This window comes from Mesobacillus sp. LC4, from assembly GCF_053543455.1.
In genome coordinates this window covers 91,441-112,565 of record NZ_JBGCUB010000007.1, presented here as the reverse complement: position 1 = coordinate 112,565, position 21,125 = coordinate 91,441, and the positions used below count along the sequence as shown (strand labels likewise).

General features: G+C 43.7%; 16 protein-coding genes and 1 other annotated feature. Of the genes, 7 read left to right on the top strand and 9 right to left on the bottom strand.

Features of this window, described 5'->3' with window-relative positions; genetic code table 11:
* The first annotated feature begins 359 nt into the window (after positions 1-359).
* Positions 360-962: a 30S ribosomal protein S4 gene (rpsD, locus tag AB5I83_RS19595; protein WP_079510073.1), complete on the top strand. Its 603-nt coding sequence runs from the start codon at positions 360-362 to the stop codon at positions 960-962.
* Positions 963-1,216: 254 nt separating this feature from the next.
* Here rpsD and tyrS read toward each other — a convergent pair whose 3' ends face one another.
* Positions 1,217-2,476: a tyrosine--tRNA ligase gene (tyrS, locus tag AB5I83_RS19590; RefSeq protein WP_448977813.1), complete on the bottom strand. Its 1,260-nt coding sequence runs from the start codon at positions 2,474-2,476 to the stop codon at positions 1,217-1,219.
* A gap of 74 nt (positions 2,477-2,550) precedes the next feature.
* Positions 2,551-2,772, bottom strand: a binding site (T-box leader).
* Positions 2,773-2,914: 142 nt separating this feature from the next.
* Here tyrS and AB5I83_RS19585 point away from each other — a divergent pair.
* Positions 2,915-5,854, top strand: coding sequence for a transglycosylase domain-containing protein (locus AB5I83_RS19585; RefSeq protein WP_448977811.1), 2,940 nt, complete (start codon positions 2,915-2,917; stop codon positions 5,852-5,854).
* 102 nt (positions 5,855-5,956) lie between these two features.
* On the opposite strand, the gene acsA is transcribed toward AB5I83_RS19585, so the two are convergent.
* Complete coding sequence (gene acsA, locus AB5I83_RS19580) at positions 5,957-7,675, bottom strand: acetate--CoA ligase (protein ID WP_448977809.1); 1,719 nt, start codon at positions 7,673-7,675, stop codon at positions 5,957-5,959.
* 223 nt (positions 7,676-7,898) lie between these two features.
* Between acsA and AB5I83_RS19575 the strand changes: the two genes are divergently transcribed.
* The 3 genes from AB5I83_RS19575 to AB5I83_RS19565 are packed head-to-tail and all read left to right on the top strand — an operon-like array spanning position 7,899 to position 10,387.
* The gene (locus tag AB5I83_RS19575; protein WP_167834616.1) at positions 7,899-8,531 is read left to right on the top strand and encodes a GNAT family N-acetyltransferase; all 633 of its coding nucleotides are present in this window, start codon (positions 7,899-7,901) and stop codon (positions 8,529-8,531) included.
* Between the two features lie 39 nt (positions 8,532-8,570).
* Positions 8,571-9,218: an acetoin utilization AcuB family protein gene (locus AB5I83_RS19570; RefSeq protein WP_226646362.1), complete on the top strand. Its 648-nt coding sequence runs from the start codon at positions 8,571-8,573 to the stop codon at positions 9,216-9,218.
* Positions 9,215-10,387: an acetoin utilization protein AcuC gene (locus tag AB5I83_RS19565; protein ID WP_448977807.1), complete on the top strand. Its 1,173-nt coding sequence runs from the start codon at positions 9,215-9,217 to the stop codon at positions 10,385-10,387. Before AB5I83_RS19570 ends, AB5I83_RS19565 begins: the two co-directional genes overlap by 4 nt.
* 200 nt (positions 10,388-10,587) lie before the next feature.
* Here the strand turns inward: AB5I83_RS19565 and ccpA are convergent, their stop codons facing one another.
* Together ccpA and AB5I83_RS19555 are read right to left on the bottom strand one after the other, a co-directional pair.
* The gene (gene ccpA / locus AB5I83_RS19560; RefSeq protein ID WP_448977805.1) at positions 10,588-11,586 is read right to left on the bottom strand and encodes a catabolite control protein A; all 999 of its coding nucleotides are present in this window, start codon (positions 11,584-11,586) and stop codon (positions 10,588-10,590) included.
* A gap of 284 nt (positions 11,587-11,870) precedes the next feature.
* The gene (locus tag AB5I83_RS19555; RefSeq protein WP_448977803.1) at positions 11,871-12,944 is read right to left on the bottom strand and encodes a bifunctional 3-deoxy-7-phosphoheptulonate synthase/chorismate mutase; all 1,074 of its coding nucleotides are present in this window, start codon (positions 12,942-12,944) and stop codon (positions 11,871-11,873) included.
* Positions 12,945-13,302: 358 nt separating this feature from the next.
* Here AB5I83_RS19555 and AB5I83_RS19550 point away from each other — a divergent pair, with 358 nt between their 5' ends.
* Positions 13,303-15,456 (top strand): cell division FtsA domain-containing protein, encoded by a 2,154-nt coding sequence (locus tag AB5I83_RS19550; protein WP_448977802.1) that lies wholly within the window; start codon positions 13,303-13,305, stop codon positions 15,454-15,456.
* A 24-nt stretch (positions 15,457-15,480) separates the two neighbouring features.
* Here AB5I83_RS19550 and ytxJ read toward each other — a convergent pair whose 3' ends face one another.
* The 3 genes from ytxJ to AB5I83_RS19535 all read right to left on the bottom strand — a co-directional run bounded on the left by ytxJ (position 15,481) and on the right by AB5I83_RS19535 (position 16,886).
* Positions 15,481-15,810 (bottom strand): bacillithiol system redox-active protein YtxJ, encoded by a 330-nt coding sequence (gene ytxJ / locus AB5I83_RS19545; RefSeq protein WP_448977800.1) that lies wholly within the window; start codon positions 15,808-15,810, stop codon positions 15,481-15,483.
* A 102-nt stretch (positions 15,811-15,912) separates the two neighbouring features.
* The gene (locus tag AB5I83_RS19540) at positions 15,913-16,389 is read right to left on the bottom strand and encodes a YtxH domain-containing protein (protein ID WP_448977798.1); all 477 of its coding nucleotides are present in this window, start codon (positions 16,387-16,389) and stop codon (positions 15,913-15,915) included.
* A 17-nt stretch (positions 16,390-16,406) separates the two neighbouring features.
* Complete coding sequence (locus AB5I83_RS19535) at positions 16,407-16,886, bottom strand: DUF948 domain-containing protein (protein ID WP_448977796.1); 480 nt, start codon at positions 16,884-16,886, stop codon at positions 16,407-16,409.
* A gap of 334 nt (positions 16,887-17,220) precedes the next feature.
* Here AB5I83_RS19535 and AB5I83_RS19530 point away from each other — a divergent pair, with 334 nt between their 5' ends.
* Positions 17,221-18,336, top strand: coding sequence for an aminopeptidase (locus AB5I83_RS19530; protein WP_448977794.1), 1,116 nt, complete (start codon positions 17,221-17,223; stop codon positions 18,334-18,336).
* A 45-nt stretch (positions 18,337-18,381) separates the two neighbouring features.
* Here AB5I83_RS19530 and murC read toward each other — a convergent pair whose 3' ends face one another.
* Both murC and AB5I83_RS19520 read right to left on the bottom strand, forming a co-directional pair.
* Positions 18,382-19,683 carry a UDP-N-acetylmuramate--L-alanine ligase gene (gene murC / locus AB5I83_RS19525; protein WP_448977792.1) on the bottom strand — a complete coding sequence of 434 codons (1,302 nt, stop codon included), beginning with the start codon at positions 19,681-19,683 and terminating at the stop codon, positions 18,382-18,384.
* 294 nt (positions 19,684-19,977) lie between these two features.
* The gene (locus tag AB5I83_RS19520) at positions 19,978-21,078 is read right to left on the bottom strand and encodes a nicotinate phosphoribosyltransferase (RefSeq protein ID WP_448977790.1); all 1,101 of its coding nucleotides are present in this window, start codon (positions 21,076-21,078) and stop codon (positions 19,978-19,980) included.
* Positions 21,079-21,125 lie beyond the last annotated feature (47 nt).

Genomic DNA, 21,125 nt, shown 5'->3' with positions numbered 1-21,125 from the left:
AAGGTAATATCCAAATATTTGAAAAATAAAACAATTACTATTCATTATACCATAGACCTAGTATATTAGTATGATATAAAAGACAAACTTTTTAGCAAAGAAAGCTAGATAAGATAGGATTGATTTTTTAATATACCCTTGACTTTTCACGAACAAAAATTATATAATACTCTTTGTGTAAAATATCGCAGCCTATGTGGTCTACATTATGTATGTATTTTGTTCCTCAAACCGTGTTTGATGGTGTATCTCGTAACCCGCTGCTGCTAGGGCGAAGGTACATGAAAACAAAATACCCATAAATGTTTAATCACAATCTGTTTTTATTTTACAAAATAAAAACTAAGGAGGAGTCATTCATGGCTCGTTATACCGGCCCAAGCTGGAAACTATCCCGCCGTCTTGGAATTTCACTAAGCGGTACAGGTAAAGAATTAGAAAAACGCCCTTACGCACCAGGTCCTCATGGTCCTAACCAGCGTAAAAAGCTATCCGAATACGGATTGCAACTTCAAGAGAAGCAAAAGCTTCGCCACATGTACGGAGTTACTGAGCGCCAGTTCCGTAACTTGTTCGACAAAGCAGGCAAAATGCCTGGTAAGCACGGCGAAAACTTCATGATTCTTCTTGAAGCACGCCTTGACAACGTTGTTTACCGTCTTGGTCTTGCTCGCACTCGTCGTGCAGCTCGCCAGTTAGTAAACCACGGCCACATCATGGTTGATGGCGCACGCGTAGATATCCCATCTTACCGCGTAGCTCCTGGCCAGACAATCACACTTCGTGAAAAGTCTCGCAACCTTGACGTAGTTAAAGAAGCAATCGAAGTAAACAACTTCGTACCTGACTTCTTGACTTTCGATGCAGACAAGCTAGAAGGAACTTTCACTCGCATGCCTGAGCGTTCAGAACTTCCAGCTGAAATCAACGAAGCTCTTATCGTTGAATTCTACTCTCGTTAATAGAGTGCTTAAAGAACCCCAGCCGACTTGGCTGGGGTTTTTGTTTGTTTTCTTGCTCATCATTTCCTGACCTCTACTTTTAAATTTGGTCGATATAATCGAAAATGTGGTCGATATATTGAAAAATCCGCTGATATATTCGAAAATGTGGTCGATAAAGCTAAAATCAGGTATCTAATTGATAAAAGAAACAGCCACCTGGGTTCCAGGATGGCTGTTTCTTCATCTATATAAGCTGTTTCCCACATCAATCTCTAGTATTTAATCATAAAGTACTTCTTTTTGCCTCGGCGGATGATGGTGAATTGTCCTTCGATCTTATCTGCATCGCTTAGGACATATGCAGTATCGGTTACACGTTCTCCGTTCAGGGAGACAGCGCCGTTTGATACATCTTCACGTGCCTGGCGCTTGGATGGAGAGATTTTTGCTGCGACCAATAAGTCGACTAACCCTTGCTCCTCTTCCCCTTCAACTGTAAAAGAAGGAACGTCCTTGAAGCCTTGTTTGATTTCATCAGCACTCAGGTTTTTGATATCGCCGCTGAAAAGGGCCGCTGAGATCCTGATTGCCTGCTGAAGGGATTCTTCGCCATGGATCATGCGTGTCATTTCTTCAGCGAGTGCTTTTTGTGCTTTGCGCAAATGTGGCTCTTCCTCAACTGCTTTTTCCAAAGCCTCGATTTCTGCTTTTTCTAAGAATGTGAAGAATTTCAAGTATTTCACAACATCGGCGTCAGCTGTGTTGATCCAGAACTGGTAGAACTCGTATGGAGAGGTCTTTTCCGGATCGAGCCATACAGCGCCGCTTTCTGACTTCCCGAATTTTGTTCCATCTGCCTTCGTCACAAGCGGGATTGTCAGGCCAAATGCCTTGGATCCTTCTGCTGACATTTTACGGATTAATTCGAGACCTGTTGTAATATTGCCCCACTGGTCACTTCCGCCAATCTGGAGCTTGCAGTCGTGCTTTTCGTATAGATGGAAGAAATCCATCGCTTGCAGGATTGTGTAAGTGAATTCTGTGAACGAAATACCTGTGTCAAGCCTCGAAGCGATTGTATCCTTGGCCAGCATGTAATTCACACCAACATGCTTACCGAAGTCACGCAGGAATGTAACGACATCCATGGAACCGGCCCAATCGTAGTTGTTGACCATCATCGCTCCATTTTCGCCTTCAACGCTGAAAATTTGCTCAAGCTGCTTCCTGATGCCGTCTACATTCAGTTGAACTTGCTCAAGTGTCTGCAGCTTGCGTTCCTCACTCTTTCCGCTTGGGTCACCAATCAATCCAGTTGCGCCTCCGACTAGGACGATCGGACGATGGCCTGCATTCTGGAAGCGTCGCAATGTTAAAAACGGAAGAAGATGACCAATATGCATGCTGTCCGCTGTCGGATCGACACCACAGTATAGTGAAATTTTCTCCTTCGAAAGCAGGTCCTTCATTCCCTCTTCATCTGTTTGCTGGTAAATAATCCCGCGCCATTCGAGGTCTTTTAGTAATTCCATATTTTCTTCCTCCATTCAAAAATATATTTCGTAACCGGATTTTTGCGAAAAATAAAAAACGCCCCTGCAATAAATGCAGGGGCGCTGTATGCGCGGTACCACCCGGCTTGAAAACAAAATAAAAAAATGTCTTCCACTCAATAAAATAACGGTTAAACCGGCCGCGGCTACTATATACTCAATTCACTGCGGCGCTCAGGGAGGTAATTCATCCTTCTGTTTGTACCGGCTCACAGCACCCGCCGGCTTTCTGAAACATTGACAGAAGCACTACTGGTTCCCTTCACAGCTTTTTGCTATAAAGTTAATAAAGCATTTTTACCATAAAGCGATATATATTGTCAAATTCGACATTAATTTTCAGAAAAATTCACATTAACATCTATTCGACAGCCTGTTTATGCTATAATGTATGTGATTTTAGGGGGAATGATATGAATGCATGAAGGAAAACAGGCTTGGAAAGAGAAGCTTAAATCCTTTGGTGCTTTTTTTACGAATAAAAAGACCGTAAAAGGAGCCAGGATTACTTATTCGGTTGTCTGGAACATGCTGTTGTTATTGATCATTGTATTGGTTCTCGGCGGTGGTTTCGCCGCAGGTGCAGGTGCAGGCTACTTCGCATCCCTTGTCAAAGATGAACAAATCCGACCTTATGAAAACATGAGGAAAGATATATACAACTATGAAGAAACCTCGGATTTATATTTTGATAATGATGTTTATCTTGGCAAGCTCCGAACGGATCTCTATCGTGAGGAAGTCAAGCTTGATGATATGTCGAAGCATTTGGTAAATGCTGTAGTCGCAACTGAAGATGAGTATTTTTACGAGCATGATGGCGTTGTACCAAAAGCAATCATGCGTGCGCTTTTCCAGGAGGTCACAAACTCAGCGACATCCTCCGGGGGAAGTACACTGACACAGCAGCTCATCAAGAACCAAATCCTGACGAATGAAGTTTCCTTCGAGCGAAAAGCGAAAGAAATCCTGCTCGCACTTCGTCTCGAGAAATTTTTCGATAAAAAGGAAATCCTTGAAGCCTATCTGAATGTCGCTACATTCGGTCGAAACGCAAACGGCAGTAACATTGCCGGTGTCCAGGCCGCAGCAAAGGGAATCTTCGGAAAAAATGCGAAGGACCTTTCACTGCCTCAGGCAGCTTTCATTGCCGGACTTCCGCAGAGTCCATTCGGCTATACACCGTTTAGCAGTGACCACGGTAAGTTGAAGGATCCTGCAGGTCTAGAGCCTGGCCTATCAAGATACAAAACTGTCATTACAAGAATGCATGGAGCAGGCTTCATTACGGATGATGAGTTCAAGGAAGCCATCAACTATGATATCACAAAGGACTTTGTAAAAGAGGTTCCAAGCGATAACACAGTTGAGCAATATCCATTTTTGACGTTTGAAATCGAGGCACGTTCCGTTGAAATTCTGGCTAATATTCTCGCAGAAAGAGATGGATATGAACTCGAAGATTTGAAAAAAGATGAGAAATTACTGGCAGAATATCATGCACTTGCAGACCGAGACATCCGCCAGAATGGTTATAAGATTTATACGACCATCAATAAAGAGATTTATGAAAAGATGCAGGAAACTGCAAAGAATTACCCTTACTATGGAAGTGAAAAACCTCAGGAAGTTCCTGATCCGGATGATCCAAACAAAACAGTTGTAATCCAGGAGCCAGTTGAAATCGGTGCCACTTTGATTGAAAATAAATCTGGTAAAATCATCAGCTTTGTCGGTGGCCGCAACTTTAAGCGTGAACAGACGAACCATGCCACAAGGGCTCCTAGACAGAATGGCTCAACGATGAAGCCGCTTCTTGTTTATGCACCAGCGATGGAGCTAGGGACATTGCATCCAGGGTCAATTCTTCCAGACGTACAGGTATTTTTAAATGGCCCTAACAAGGCATGGCCTAATAACTATGATATGAGATACAGCGGTTTGACAACAGCAAGACATGCGCTGACAAAATCCTACAACGTACCAGCAGTTCTTGCGTATAAAAATATATTGAACCAACGTCCGGCTAACTTCCTTGATAAAATGGGATTTTCGAATTTGCAACCTGATGATTATACCAACAAGGCTACCGCTATCGGTTCATTGCGCGGCGGTGTTACAGTCGAAGAAAACACCAACGCATTTGGTACATTCGCTAATGGCGGGAAATTCATCGATGCTTACATGATCGAGAAGATCGTCGACAAAAATGGTGAGATCGTATTCCAGCATAAATCTGAACCGGTAGATGTGTTCAGTCCACAGACCTCTTACTTAACGATTGATATGATGCGTGATGTTATTAACCGAGGTACTGCGACTGCTGTAAAAGGCAGGCTGAAGTTCGGTTCTGACTGGGCCGGCAAAACAGGGACTGGTCATGAGTATATCGATTCATGGTTTGTGGCAACCAACCCGAATGTGTCTTTCGGTGTGTGGCTTGGATACGATACGCCAAAAGCCCTTCAAAGAAGTTACAAAGGACTGAGTTATGGAGTCCGTACTCAATACATCTGGGCAGACCTGATGAACGACGCTTATGACGTTGCTCCACAGCTAGTCGATCCTGAAGAACGATTCAAGATGCCTGGCGGAATCGTCAAGAGATCTTACTGTGCAGTATCCGGATTGCTCCCTTCAAGTGCTTGCTCCAAAGCAGGACTTGTTGAATCAGATTACTTCATAGCGAAATATGCACCAACTAAAGTGGACGACAGTCTCGTTGAAAACAAATTTGTCACTGTCGGCGATAAGCGCTATATAGCACTTGATTCAACTCCGGCTGAATTCACTGATACTGGAGTAATATTGAATCCAGAATATATGGAAAGCATCATCGGCCATAAAATAAGAGATCCGCAGCAACTCATTCCTAAAAAGGATGCATGGAACAAAATTCTTGTTGCGGACGATAAGCTGAGTGAGAATGGCAAGACTCCTGGAGCATTGGGAATCAAGCTTTCCGGCAAGACTATTACATGGGGCAAGCACCCAGAAAATGATATTGTCGGATACAGAATCTATAACAACAAGAAAAAAGTCGGCAGCATCAAGGCAGGAGAAGCCCTGAGCTTCAATGCAGGTGACGGATCATTCTATGTTACGGCAGTCGATATTGCCGGAAAAGAATCAGCACCATCCAATATCATTGAAATCGGGCAGAAGCCAGAGCCTAAGGATCCTCCGGCCGATCCTAAACCGAAAGACCCGCCGCCAACTGACCCTAAACCAAAGGATCCTCCTAAGCCACCGCCGCCACCACCTGGAGATGGAGATGGAGATGGGAACGGAGATGGAGATGGAGATGGGAACGGAGATGGAGAAGGAGACGGAGATGGGAATGGCGATGGAAATTAGCCTATAAGTAAAGAAACACCGCATCCAAATTGGAGCGGTGTTCTTCTTTTTCAGGCATAAAAAGAGCGTGAAACTCGGTTTCACGCTCTTCTCCACCTTTTATTAATCTTCCATTGTAGACAGATCGCCAGTAGGGAGATCCAATTCCCATGCCTTCAATACACGGCGCATAATCTTACCGCTTCGTGTCTTAGGCAGCTTATCACGGAATTCAATTTCGCGTGGAGCAGCATGTGCAGCAAGGCCTTTTTTAACGAATTGGCGAATCTCTTCGATCAATTCATCCGACTGCTCATAACCGTCACGCAATGCGATGAACGCCTTGATAATTTCACCACGGACCGGGTCCGGCTTGCCAATGACACCAGCTTCAGCTACTGCAGGGTGTTCAACAAGCTTGCTTTCAACTTCAAATGGTCCGACACGCTCACCAGAAGTCATGATGACATCATCAATTCGCCCCTGGAACCAGAAGTAGCCATCTTCATCCATATACGCTGAGTCACCGGAAACGTACCAGTCACCAGGCATGAAGTAAGACTCATACTTCTGCGGGTTGTTCCAGATTGTATGCATCATCGATGGCCAGCCCTTTTTGATCGCCAAATTGCCCATTCTGTATGGCGGTAATTCATTGCCCTGATCATCGACGATGGCAGCATTTACGCCCGGGATTGGTTTCCCCATTGATCCAGGCTTGATTTCCATGCTTGGATAGTTACAGATTAATTGTGCTCCAGTCTCTGTCATCCACCAAGTATCATGGATACGCAGGTTGAACACCTTCATTCCCCATCTTACTACCTCTGGGTTCAATGGTTCGCCGACACTCAGGATATGGCGAAGACAGCTAAGGTCGAACTTCTTCACTACCTCATCCCCTGCACCCATCAGCATTCTGAAAGCTGTTGGAGCACTGTACCAAACCGTCACTCCGTACTCTTCGATCATCTTATACCATGTCTCTGGATTGAAACGTCCGCCAATGATGACATTGGATGTTCCCGCAAGCCATGGACCAAAAATTCCATATGATGTTCCTGTTACCCAGCCAGGATCCGCGGTGCACCAGTAAACATCATCTTCTTTAAGGTCAAGTACCCATTTGGCCGTTTGATAATGCTGGATCATCGCATTATGTACATGAAGTACGCCCTTAGGTTTTCCAGTGGAGCCGGAAGTATAATGTAAGATCAGGCCGTCTGTACGGTCAACCCACTCGATATCAAGCTTTTTGCTGGCTTCAGCTAGCTTTTGCTTAAAATCAACATACTTATCGTTTTCTTCAATATTGTCACCAACAAGAAGAATATGCTTCAAGTCAGGAAGCTCATCCACAGGAACACGCTCAAGAAGCTCAGGCGTCGTTACTAGTACCTTTGCCCCGCTGTCCTGCAATCTGTCACGTACAGCACCTTCCATGAATGCTTCGAAAAGAGGGCCAACTATCGCGCCTAGCTTGACTGCCCCGAGAACTGCAAAATACAGTTCTGGAGAACGAGGCATGAAGATAAACACGCGGTCTCCTTTTTCTACATCACCATAAGTTTTGAAGACATTTCCTGCTTTATTGGAAAGCTCCTTCATTTCTTTAAAAGTATATTTTTCTTTGCGTACCCCGTCCTGATAATAAAGCGCAACTTTATTTTTCCTGAATCCTTCAGCATGTCGGTCGATCGCTTCATAAGCCATATTGACCCTGCCTGTCTCAGACCAGGAAAACTCTTTCTCTGCTTCACTCCAATCAAATTGGCCATGAAGCTCTTGATAATTCTTTAAATTATGATCCCCTTGTGTAACTGGTAGCGCTTCCACTTTCATATATCCATCCCCCTTGGCTTTATATTTAAAATATATTATAGTATAAAAATTCGATTTTCTCAATTTTTAAAATATTTATAGTAGATAAAAGACTACTTTTGGTTTGCTTTTCCACACTGAAAAGTCATAAACTAAATACAGAAAATTTTGTGAAAGCGCTTTTATTTGTTAGATTTTATGTATAATAGAGTTATCGTTTGAAATGTTGACGGGTGGTGACTGAATGGAACATAAAAAGACTTATAACGCAAAAGAATTAAAAACTCCCCATGGCCGTTTGATCATTGAAGGCCCGATTTCTCCTGAAAAACTCGCAAGCTATGAATTCCACAAAGATCTGGTGGCTTTCCGGCCTCCTGCTCAACAGCACAAGGCGCTGGTAGAGATTGCCGGTCTGCCGGAGGGCAGGATCATTGTAGCGCGTTCAGGCCATATGATTGTCGGCTATGTTACTTATCTGTACCCAGACCCGCTTGAAAGATGGTCTGAAGGAAAAATGGAAGATTTAATCGAACTTGGTGCTATCGAAGTCATTCCTGAATTCCGGGGGAGCTCGGTCGGCAAAAACCTGCTGATCGTTTCCATGATGGATGACGCAATGGAAGATTATATCATTATCACGACTGAATACTACTGGCATTGGGACCTGAAAGGAACCGGCTTGAATGTTTGGGAATATCGCAAGGTAATGGAAAAAATGATGAATGCCGGCGGCCTAACCTGGTACGCGACAGATGATCCGGAAATCAGCTCCCATCCAGCAAACTGTCTGATGGCACGGATTGGAAAAAGAATTCCGCCTGAATCCGTTCAGAAATTCGACCAGCTGCGGTTCATGAACCGTTTTATGTATTGATGATTAATAAAAGCCTCATCATGCAAGGAGGAAGGAATCATGATCGTCGAGGAAATTATGAAAAGAGAGGTCACAACACTTTTCCCTGAAAATACAATCGCGGATGCAATCAAGCTAATGTCAGATAAAAAGATCCGCCATATTCCGATTGTCGATAAGGATCAAGGTGTCATTGGCCTGGTGTCTGACCGGGATATCAAGGATGCCGCTCCGTCGGTTTTTCATTGGGATGAACATAAGGGTGAACTTGAGAATCCAGTCAAGTCCATTATGACGACTAATGTGATCACTGGTCACCCTCTCGATTTTGTCGAGGAAATTTCGGCAATCTTTTATGAACATAATATCAGCTGCCTGCCAATCATCAAGGATAAGAAGCTGGTAGGCATCGTTACTGAAACAGACCTGCTCCATACTCTTGTTGAGCTTACTGGTGCCCATCAGCCGGGATCTCAAATAGAAGTTAAGGTGCCAAATAAAGCGGGCATGCTTTGTGAAATCGCTTCTGTCATCAGCATGAGGAAAGCCAATATCCAAAGCGTGCTTGTATACCCTGACCAAAAGGATGAGCGTTACAAAATCCTCGTTGTAAGGATCCAGACGATGAATCCAATCGCGGTGATCGAGGACTTGAAGAAAGCCGGTCATCATGTACTCTGGCCGAACCTGCCGGGTGTCTCATCATGAGCGATCGCTCTGTATTCGTCTTTTCAGAAGAGCTGCTGAACTATCGCTTCAGCAGCCACCATCCCTTCAACCAGATGCGGTTGAAGCTTACGCTGGATTTGCTGCGCAAGATTGGTGCAATTGAAGATCAACAGATTGTCGCGCCTCGGATGGCAACGGATGAGGAACTGCACCTCGTTCATGATCCCAATTTTGTAAACGCTGTTAAGCTTGCTGGCCAGGGAAAGCTTAAGGGTGAATCAGCGGAAGGCTATGGATTGGGAACGGAAGACACACCTATTTTCGCTAATATGCATGAAGCAAGCGCACTGCTTGTCGGGGGCACCCTGACAGCCGTAGACTATGTCATGACCGGCAAGGCCAATCACGCACTTCATCTCGGCGGCGGCCTCCATCACGGCTTCCGCGGAAAAGCATCGGGCTTTTGTATTTATAATGACAGTTCTGTGGCCATAAAATACCTGCAGGAAAAATACAATGCCCGCGTATTATATGTCGACACAGATGCCCATCACGGCGATGGTGTACAATGGTCATTTTACGATGATCCGAATGTCTGCACTCTATCGATCCATGAAACGGGACGCTACCTTTTTCCGGGGACTGGCAATGTGAATGAGCGCGGCCAGGGCAAAGGCTATGGATATTCATTCAATATCCCTGTCGATGCCTTCACAGAGGATGAGTCATGGCTCGATGCCTATAGACATGCACTGATGGAAGTGGCTGAGTTTTTCAAACCTGACGTGATTCTGACTCAGAATGGCGCAGATGCACATTATCTCGATCCATTGACGCATTTATCAAGTACGATGAAAATCTACCGGGAAATCCCCAAGCTTGCCCATGAAGTTGCCCATAAATATTGCGGCGGCAAATGGATAGCCGTAGGCGGAGGCGGCTACGATATTTGGCGTGTAGTGCCAAGAGCCTGGTCACTGATCTGGCTTGAAATGATTGAAAACTCAAACTGTTATGGCAGCTTGCCGCAGGAATGGTTAGACGAATGGAAGGATCAAGCACCTGTGGAATTGCCACTGCAGTGGGACGATCCTGAAGATTTATATCCGCCAATTCCGCGCAAACCGGAAATCACGGAAAAAAATGCCCATACAGTGGAGAAAGCCTTGTATCCAATTAGATCAAATAAAAAATCTGAAACTGTGTAAGTTAGAAACCGGGAGTATTTGACCCGGTTTTTTTTGTGTTTTTTTCAAAAGGGCAAAAATGTTGTATGGATAAAGAGGTCAATTTCTTCCTTCAAATTAATGATTTTACCATTTATTTTTTAATTTTAGTCTTAATAGCATTACCAGTCTTCATTCTCTATAAAAAAAGCCGCTTGCATCAACTGCAAACGGCTCCTGAATTACTTCGTAGATTTTCTGTTCTCGATTCTGTGCGGCAGTACGACGATATTCTCTTCAACGTTTTCTTTGTTCATATATTTCGTCAACAAACGCATGGCAACTGCTCCGATATCGTATAAAGGCTGGACAATTGTTGTAAGCTGCGGACGAACCATAAGCGTAAGTCTTGTGTTGTCTGAACTGATTACTTCAAAATCATCAGGAACGCTGTAGCCTGCGTCAAATGCACCATGGATTACGCCCAGTGCCATTTCATCCGAGCCAACAAGGATGGCTGTTGGCTTAGAATCAAGCTCAAGGATTCTTTCAATAGCCTCGAGGCCTGAGTCATATGTGTAATCTCCTTCGACCACAAGCTCTTCGTTGTACTGGATTTCCGCATCTTTTAATGCGCGCTTATAGCCTTCGAGCTTTTTATCCTTGTTGATTGGCTCGAGCTGAGGTCCAATAACGAAGGCAATATCTTTATGGCCTTTTTCGATAAAAGTAGATACAGCATCAAAAGTTGCCTGTTCGTAATCAATATTGACGGATGGGATTTCACCTGTTTCCTCGATTGATCCAGCCAGGACGATTGGTACAGGGGATTTCTTGAATTCCTCCACATGCTCGGCCTTGATATTTCCGCCCATGAATACAATTCCATCAACTTGTTTGCCAAGCATGGTATTCAGCAAATGCAGTTCTTTTTCGATATTTTGGTCAGAGTTGCTCAAGATAATATTGTATTTGTACATTGTCGCGATATCTTCAATTCCCCTTGCCAGCTCAGCAAAAAATGGGCTCGCAATGTCAGGGATGATCACGCCGACAGTCGTTGTCTTTTTGCTGGCAAGTCCCCTAGCTACGGCATTCGGACGGTATCCAAGACGGTCAATGACCTCCATGACTTTCTTCCTTGTAGCAGGCTTCACATTCGGATTTCCGTTGACGACACGTGAAACCGTTGCCATTGAAACGTTCGCTTCCCGTGCTACATCATATATTGTAATATTCATCTATTTCACTCCTTCAGGTAATAAACGGCGCTTTTCAGTTAGTTTACAGCAAAAATTGCCACAATAATCATATTTTAAGTTTGTGATTATATGTACAAGCATAATTATGTTATTAATCATACGACATCCTTATCAATCCCGCAATCTGAACAGCTTAAATTCATACATTTTTATCACAAAAGCCTGTTTAAATTACTTATCCCCTGTAGTTTTGTCCTCTTCTATAAGTTACCCTGAAATCGTCCATAAAAAAACCCTCCTACAAATAGGAAGGTTTCAGAACTCTATACTCTTACAAAGGGAGTGGATTTTAACCCTTCTAAAAATTCATCGAACTGCTTCAGATCCATTTGCTGGGCATTATCGGATAATGCAACTGCAGGATCTGGATGAACTTCAGCCATGACTCCATCTGCTCCAATGGCAAGTGCGGCTTTAGCAGCCGGCAGGAGCAGGTCTCTTCTGCCTGTTGAGTGGGTAACGTCAACCATGACTGGCAGATGCGTTTCCTTTTTCAAAATTGGCACTGCAGAAATATCAAGTGTGTTCCGTGTAGCTCTTTCGTATGTCCGGATTCCGCGTTCACACAGGATGATCTGTCCATTGCCCTGTGCCATGATATATTCAGCCGCATTGATAAATTCTTCAATTGTAGCGGCAAGTCCACGTTTTAGTAAAATCGGTTTATTCACGGCTCCTGCCGCTTTCAAAAGCTCGAAGTTCTGCATATTGCGGGCACCAATCTGGATTACATCAAGGTAGTCGACAGCAATCTCGATATCAGCTGGAGTGACAATTTCGCTGATGACAGCAAGATCATACTCATCCGCAACTCTCTTCAAAATTTTAAGTCCTTCCACACCTAGTCCCTGGAAGTCATATGGTGAAGTACGAGGCTTGAAGGCTCCGCCGCGCAACAATTTAAAGCCCTTCGCTTTGACGGCTTCAGCAACAGTTGCCACTTGTTCATACGACTCAACTGAACAAGGACCGAAAACAAAGTCCGGTGTACCATCGCCGATTTTGAGACCTTTGATATCAATGATTGTATCATCAGGCTTTTTCTTTCTGGAAACAAGAAGTGCTTTTCGGTGATCATCCGATTGAAGCTCCAGTCCAGCTTTGAAAATTTCTTTGAAAATATGTTCGATTGTCGAATTTTCAAATGGGCCGTTGTTTTGTTCCTTGATCAAATCAAGCATTTCCCTCTCACGCACAGGGTCATAACGATACACACCCTGAGTTTCTTTTGCACGGCCAATTTCCTGGACGAGCAGGGCTCTTTCATTAATTAATGATAAAAGCTCTAAATTTAATTCATCCACACGATTTCTAAGCTGGTCAAGATTTTTACTCATTTTCTGTCCCGTCCTTTCGGAATTCATTTTAGCCCTGACACTGAGACTTTTCAAATAAAGAGGTGCGAAGCAAAAGACTGTAACGGCATGCAGTATTGTGTGTAAGCTGATTTTTTCCATCACGATTTTTAAAAATAGCTTTCTTTGGCTCCAGCCTAAAGCAATGTCATACCAAAGCCGATAGTAAGAATGGATGCCCGAGATGAAATGCAGTTACAGAGTGATAAATCAAGCTGTATAATATGATAAGGGTAATTATATCTGAAATAATTTGGATTGTCACGTAAAATTCTTTAATAATTAAACGCTTTTAAGTGATAAAGCATCGTATGAGAAATTAAGTTAGAGGGTGCATGAAGTGCATGTGAATAATAAATTGTTTGCATTAGATATAGGAACCAGGTCTGTTGTAGGGATCATCCTGGAAGAATCTGATGATCGCTATCAAGCAGTCGACATCGTGGTCCGGGAACATAAGGAAAGATCGATGCTGGATGGCCAGATCCATGATGTTTTGTCAGTATCCGAAATCATCGCTGAAATTAAAGAGGCGCTGGAAGTGACACATGGTCCCTTGAATAAGGTCTGTGTCGCTGCTGCTGGCCGTGCCCTGAAAACAGAACAGACAAAAGCGGTCATCGATATTTCCGGCAAGCCGATGTTCTCCAAGCAAGATATCCTCCACCTAGAATTAAGTGCTGTCCAAAAGGCACAGGCTGCTGTTGCTGGTGAAAAAAACAATGAGCATCACTATTATTGTGTCGGATACTCGGTTCTTTATTACCAGCTTGATGGAGAAGTGATCGGAAGCCTGATTGACCAGCGAGGAAATGAAGCCTCTGTGGAAATCATTGCGACCTTCCTGCCTAAAGTAGTCGTTGAATCATTGCTGGCTGCTCTGGACAGAGCCGGACTTGAAATGGACGCCCTTACTCTGGAGCCGATTGCTGCGATCAATGTTCTGATCCCTGCCTCGATGAGGAGATTGAATGTCGCTCTTGTTGATATAGGCGCCGGGACTTCAGATATCGCGATTACTGACTCTGGAACAGTCGTTGCATATGGAATGGTTCCAGTTGCAGGAGATGAAATCACTGAAGCTGTCAGTGATGAGTTTTTGCTTGACTTCCCTCTTGCTGAAAAAGCAAAGCGGGATCTGCTAGAAAACCAATCAATCACGATCACAGACATATTAGGATTTGAAACAATGGTCAGCAAAAATGAAGCCGTTGAACGAATTGCCCCTGCGATTGATCGTTTGGCAGGAACCATTGGAGAAGAAATACTGAAGCTGAATGGCAATAAGCCGCCTAAAGCAGTCATGCTTGTGGGCGGTGGAAGCCAGACGCCTGATTTACCCAGGAGGCTTGCCGCTATATTGAACCTCCCGGAAAACAGGGTCGCCATCCGTGGGCTTGATGCCATTAACTCGGTTTCATTTGCAGAACATATGACGAAAGGGCCGGAACTTGTTACACCAATCGGAATTGCCATCGCCGCCAAGCAATCTCCTGTCCAATATCATACTGTTTATGTGAATGGCCAGCCGGTAAGGCTTTTCGAAGTGAACAAATTGACTGTGGGAGACTGTCTGCTTGCTGCCGGGATAAAGATGAACAAGCTTTACGGCAGGCCAGGACTCGCCATGATTGTCAGCCTGAACGGAAAAAATGTGACGATACCAGGAAAGCATGGACAACAGCCTGTGCTTTTAAAAAATGGGATCGCCTGCTCATTCGATGATCATGTGAATGGAGGAGATCAACTCACTGTCCAAAAGGGAGAGGATGGAGTCAGACCAGAATTGACTCTTGGCGAGTTGATCGGCGAACTTCCAACCAAAACGGTGATCATCAATGGCCAAAGGCATGAAGTCAGCGCGAAGATGACCTGCAATAGCCTTCCTGCTTCTTTGTCTAAGCCAGTTGAGGATAGGGATGAGATCATTTTTGAAATGCCGGATACAACCGAAAGCGTTCTGAAGGAACTGAATCTCGCAGAAATGTTAAGCGATGCTCGCCCATTTTTTATCAAGATCGATGGAATGGAACATAAGGTTACAGATTTCATGGGCAAAATGTATATAAACGGGCTGGCAGCAAATCTACAAACTAGAATAGACCATCTCGACGATATCCGTATTGAAAAAGGAATGGAACCTTCACTTAGAAGTCTAGTAAAAACACTTGAGGTACCTGCCGCTGAATCCATGCCGATTTTTTTCAACGGCCAGCAGATCCATCTGCAGCAGGAACTAATCCAATTCACCCGAGAGGGCATTAAACTGGGAATGGACGACCGCATCCATAGCGGGGATGAGCTTTCCACTGAACAGAAGGATACTCAGCACTTCATCTTCCAGGATGTATTCAACTTTGTTCAGTTTGACATCCCAAAGGACAGCCGAGGATTCTCCTTACTAAAAAATGGGGAAAAAGCCGCGTTTGACGACCGCCTGGCACCGGGAGATGAGTTGAATATAACCTTTGAAAGCCCTATAGGCCTAAAGTAAAAAAACATCCACATGGATGTTTTTTTACTTTACATTTTCTTCTTTAGCTGCCGCCAATGATTTCGCGGTGATTTTAAAATGGGAAGCATGCCATACAACATCGGAATTCGCAAATAAAATAGCCTGCGGAGACTCATGCTTAACATGGAATTTCTCAGCAATATGATTGGAAAGGTCACGTGAATCTTGGACCGTTAGATAATATAAATGATCGTTTCCATTGTTTTCAAACTTTGCAAATTCATCATATCCTGCGGCACTGATTGGGCAAGTCGTACTGTGCTTCAACATAAAAAACGTTTCAGCAGAATCGACAAGCTGATCAAATTGTTCAATTGAATCTATCTTTTTCATCCAACTTCCTCCTTAGATATATTGTTTTACTCTTTCTGGAACAATCTCCTAAAAAAATAAACGGTGAAGTTATCTTACCACTTCACCGTTTCATTGACAATTTTACTGATTCAGCTTGCTTTCAGTATCATCGAAAGCTTTTTGTGTTTCTTCAAGCTTCTTTTGAATTTCTTCCCCAGTGGCAGTATGCGTGTTTTCCATAGAGCTTGTCTCTGCCATTGAAGTAGGTACTTCTTCAAGAACTTCCTCGCCATTTGAATTCTCTGAAGTATTTTCGCTCTTGTTCTTCATGTCCTTCACTTTGTTGACAATGGTTGAAGACTGTTGGGATACAGTGTCTTTTAAGCCGCTTGCTTTCTCTTTGGCTACAGAAGCAAGATCCACACTCTTGTTCTTGAGTGTAGAGGTTTGCTCATTAAGAGAGCCTCTTAACTCTTTTCCTGATTTAGGAGCAAGCAATAGTGCCGCTAATGCCCCTGCAAGTCCGCCAACAATGGCTCCAGCTACAAAGTCCTTGGAATTGCTGTTTGTCTCCCTCATTGATCCATTAACATCATACTGGCTTTGTTCTCTGTTCATTTTATCTCCACCTTTCATTAATACCGAACACGTTCACGCTGCCTGGTAACCATCTCTTCGCCCTCTAGCTGATGGTCAATCTTGGCTGTTTTTTTTGATTGCCACTTATCCTTCAACTCTAGGAATACGTTGCTCCACTGAACAACCTGTGAAATCTTGTCCTTATTCTTGTCAATCTGAAGATCCACCATTGTTTGGACATTATGAATAGATTGATTGAATCTCTGAACAGAATTCCCTATATCCCTCACAGCATTAACCACACCGTTCAAGCTCTCAGATTTTCTGGAAATATCGTCTGCCAAATTGTTTGTTTTGTGCAGAAGCTCCGTCGTTTCACGAGTCACTCCATCCAACTGTTTCTCAAGGCCATCAAGTGTGCCTGATACACTGTCTAAAGTTGTTTGTAAGGATTTAAGAGTTTTGGACAACGACACTACCAAAACTAAAAATGCGATTGCTATAACAGCAACACTTAAATACAAAATAATTTCCACTGTTGAACACCTCCGTTAGCATATGTACATTTTACCCCGCAGTAAGCGACATAAACCACCTTGTCTAATATGTATTTCAATATAAGCATACCCTTTTCCTTCCTGAATAAGAATATCTTTCTACAAATTAAGAATCCAGCAAATATAGAATTTATTGATGACCTATTTTTCTATTTACTTCTATTCCTGGGCGTCAACCGGCAATCGTTCAAATCTTTTAGCAGCTAAACTAAATTGATTATCCTCAATCTCCTGAAAGGAAATGGGTACAAACATTACCGTTTCGGTTACAATATGGTTATGTGTTTTATTTTTATACATAGGAGTGATTTTGATGAAAGACCCTCGTATTCAAAAATTGGCAAAGAATCTGATCAATTACTCGGTCAAGCTTCAAAAAGGGGAAAAGGTACTGATTGAGAACTTTGGGCTTCAGCGTGAGCTTGTTACGGCTCTAGTGAAAGAAGCATACGAAGCTGGCGGCTATCCATTTGTGTCCTTGAAGGATCACCAGGTGGATCGTTCATTGCTCATGGGTGCCCAGGAGGAGCAATTCGAGATGATTGCTGAGTTCGAAGCAAATGTGATGAGCAAAATGGATGCATACATAGGCCTTCGATCTGGAGATAACATCAATGAACACGCGGATGTTCCGGCTGACAAAATGAAAATCCACGGCAACACGATCGGCAAAAAAGTCCACAGGGGTATTCGTGTTCCAAAAACAAAATGGGTTGTCCTTCGTTACCCTAACTCTGCAATGGCACAGCTGGCGAAGATGAGTACTGAAGCCTTCGAAGATTTCTACTTCGATGTTTGCAACCTTGATTATGGAAAAATGGACAAGGCAATGGACAGCCTGGCAGACTTGATGAACCGCACAGATAAGGTACGGATCACCGGACCAGGAACTGATTTGACTTTCTCCATCAAAGATATCCCGGCTGTGAAATGTGCCGGCGAGCTAAATATTCCTGATGGCGAAGTTTACACTGCCCCTGTCCGTGATTCAGTCAATGGCGTCATTACCTACAATACGCCGTCTCCATATCAGGGATTCACTTTTGAAAATGTGAAGCTGACTTTCAAGGATGGAAAAATCGTTGAAGCTTCTGCAAATGATTCTGAGCGCATCAACAAGATTTTCGATACAGATGAAGGAGCTCGTTTTGTCGGAGAATTTGCGATTGGCGTGAATCCTTATATCCTCCATCCAATGCAGGACATCCTGTTCGATGAAAAAATCGATGGAAGCTTCCATTTTACACCTGGTCAATGTTATGACGATGCTTTCAATGGCAACCATTCAAATATCCACTGGGATATGGTCAACATACAGCGCCCTGAATACGGCGGAGGTGAGATCTATTTCGATGACGTACTGATTCGTAAAGATGGACGTTTTGTCATTGCTGAACTAGAAGGATTGAACCCAGAGAATCTTAAATAAGACATACAAAAGGATGCGGACCATTTGGCCGCATCCTTCTTTGTTTTAAGCTTGCAATTGCTTTTCATATGCTTCCTGGAACTTCTGGATATCACCAGCGCCCATGAACAGGATGACGCCATTGTCATGCTCTTTCAGACGTGATGTATCTTCCTCAGCGATGATTTCAGCGTCGTCGATCTTTTCTTTTAAATCGGTAATCGATAGTTTCCCATGAATTTCACGGGCTGAACCGAAGATTTCGCACAAATACACCTTATCAGCCTTATTCAAGCTTTCCGCAAACTCATTCAGGAAGGCCTGAGTCCTGGTGAATGTGTGCGGCTGGAAGACCGCGACGATTTCTCGATCAGGATACTTCTGCTTTGCCGCTTCAATTGTTACTTTGATTTCTGTAGGATGATGCGCGTAATCATCAATGATGACCTGCTCGGCAATTTTCTTTTCAGAAAATCTCCTTTTCACGCCTTCGAATGTTTCAAGCTGGGCCTGGATCACTTTTGATTCGATGTTTTCATAATGGCATAAAGCGATGACAGCCAGTGAATTCAGGACATTATGGTCCCCATAAGCCGGAATCGAGAATGTATCATAGAATGTATTCCGCACAAAAACGTCGAACGTAGTGCCCTCAGTTGACTTGACGATATTGCGAGCTTGGAAATCATTTTCTTCGCCAAAGCCATAAAATACGACCGGTACCTTGGCCTGGATTTTTTGCAGCTGCTCATCGTCACCGCATGCGAAAATCCCCTTTTTGACTTGCCATGACATCTCCTGGAATGCAGAGAAAACATCCTCAATATTGGCAAAGTAATCCGGGTGGTCAAAATCGATATTCGTCATGATGGCGTAATCCGGGAAGTAAGAAAGGAAATGACGGCGATACTCACAAGCTTCAAACACAAAGTATTGAGCATCTCTGTCACCTTTTCCAGTTCCATCGCCAATCAGGAAGGATGTAGGCTTAGCGCCCCTCATCACATGCGCGAGCAATCCCGTAGTCGAAGTTTTTCCATGAGCCCCTGTAATCGCAACACTCGTAAAGTTTTGCATGAAATCACCCAGGAATCGGTGGTACCTGATGATCGGAAGGCCATGCTTCATTGCCTCCTGGATCTCCTCATGAGTATCCGGATAGGCATTGCCTGCAATGATCGTCATTCCAGGCTGTATATTTTCCTTGTTAAACGGAAGGATCTTTATTCCAGATTTCTCAAGGGCTACCTGGGTAAAAAAGTGCTTATCATAATCGGAGCCCTGTACCTGATAATCCATATCATGGAGAACTTGAGCTAACGCACTCATTCCAGACCCCTTTATACCTACAAAATGGTAAATAGTCATATAAAGAACCTCCAACAACGTCTGTATGTAACACAGTATATGACAGATATCCTGATTTGCTCATTTCGCCTATTCACTGTATCAAACAGAGCAAATTCAATAAAAATTTGTATCTGTCTTTCATGTATTGAATCATTATAACATCATTACGGTAAATAACACAGTTTCATCGATGCTGCTTCCAAAAGGTTCAGCTTTTTTCCGCAGGATCTTCCAAATATGGTCATGCTCTACCTTAATACCGCAATCATGAATAAAATTACTTATTCCCTTAGTCAGTAACTTTCAAACTTGTTAAATCTCAACTCTTTCAAGTCGTGGATTCGGCCTGAACTTTCTGCCAGACTTTGCCTGGTGTTTTCCGTTCAACATGACATTATCACCAGTAAAGCCTATCTGTAATTTTAACAGACTGCCGCCTACCCCATACATGTCGACTGGCACATTATGCTTTTCGAACTCGAGAATCCTTTTTTCACTGAAGCCGCCGCTGACAACAATTTTAACATGGTCAAAACCTTCGTCATCCAGTGCTTTTCTTAGCGCGAAAATTAATTCTGCATTCACACCGCGAGGATCGAATGTTCCGAGCAAGTGCTGGTTGCGCAGGAAATACTGGTCGATCAGTGTACGGGATGTGTCTACCCTGACACCCTTCAACTTTGCGCCAAATTCTCTTGCCACCTTCAAGGAGTCAGTAATGGCATCATTATTATAATCAACAAGAGCGATCAAATCATCATTTGGAAAGGTTTCGTGGTAAGCCCGGGTTGCTGCGACGATATCACCATTGAACATTTGGATCAAGGCGTGCGGCATCGTCCCCATACCTTGCTTGCCCCACCATTCATTCATCGCATGTGTGGCCTGGGCAGTAGCGCCGCCAATATAGGCAGCATATCCATCACCAGCCTGTGTAGTATAATGATCGTCACGGTCTCCCATGAAGATGACCGGCTTTTGCTGACCTGAAAAACTGGCTGCTTTGACGACATTATAAACATTCGTCGAGACAGAAGTCCTTCTTGCCAGAATGCCATCGATAATTCCCTCAAGATAGCCAAAACTCTGGTAAGGGCCAGTAATGGTCAAGACCGTTTCAAATGGAGAAATTTTATCTCCATCCTTAAGTGAATGGATCTCTAGTTCCTCGGGGCGATCCGCAAATGTTTTTACCAGGGCGATCACTTCATCTGTGCCGCACAAAACAGCTTCGTCCTTCTGGAAGAACTGCATGGTGATGACATTGTCTTCATGGTATTTCTTCACAAGCTCCCGCGTCTTAAGAAAATACACGGCTGAAAACCAGCCATCCCGGATCCTTTCATCAAATTTAAATGTATGATTGGTCAGGCGGCTGATTTTCCCCTGCATTTTCAATTCTATTTCTTTCATCCAAAAAGCTCCTTCAATAACAACCCAACATCTATAGTCATTTTTCC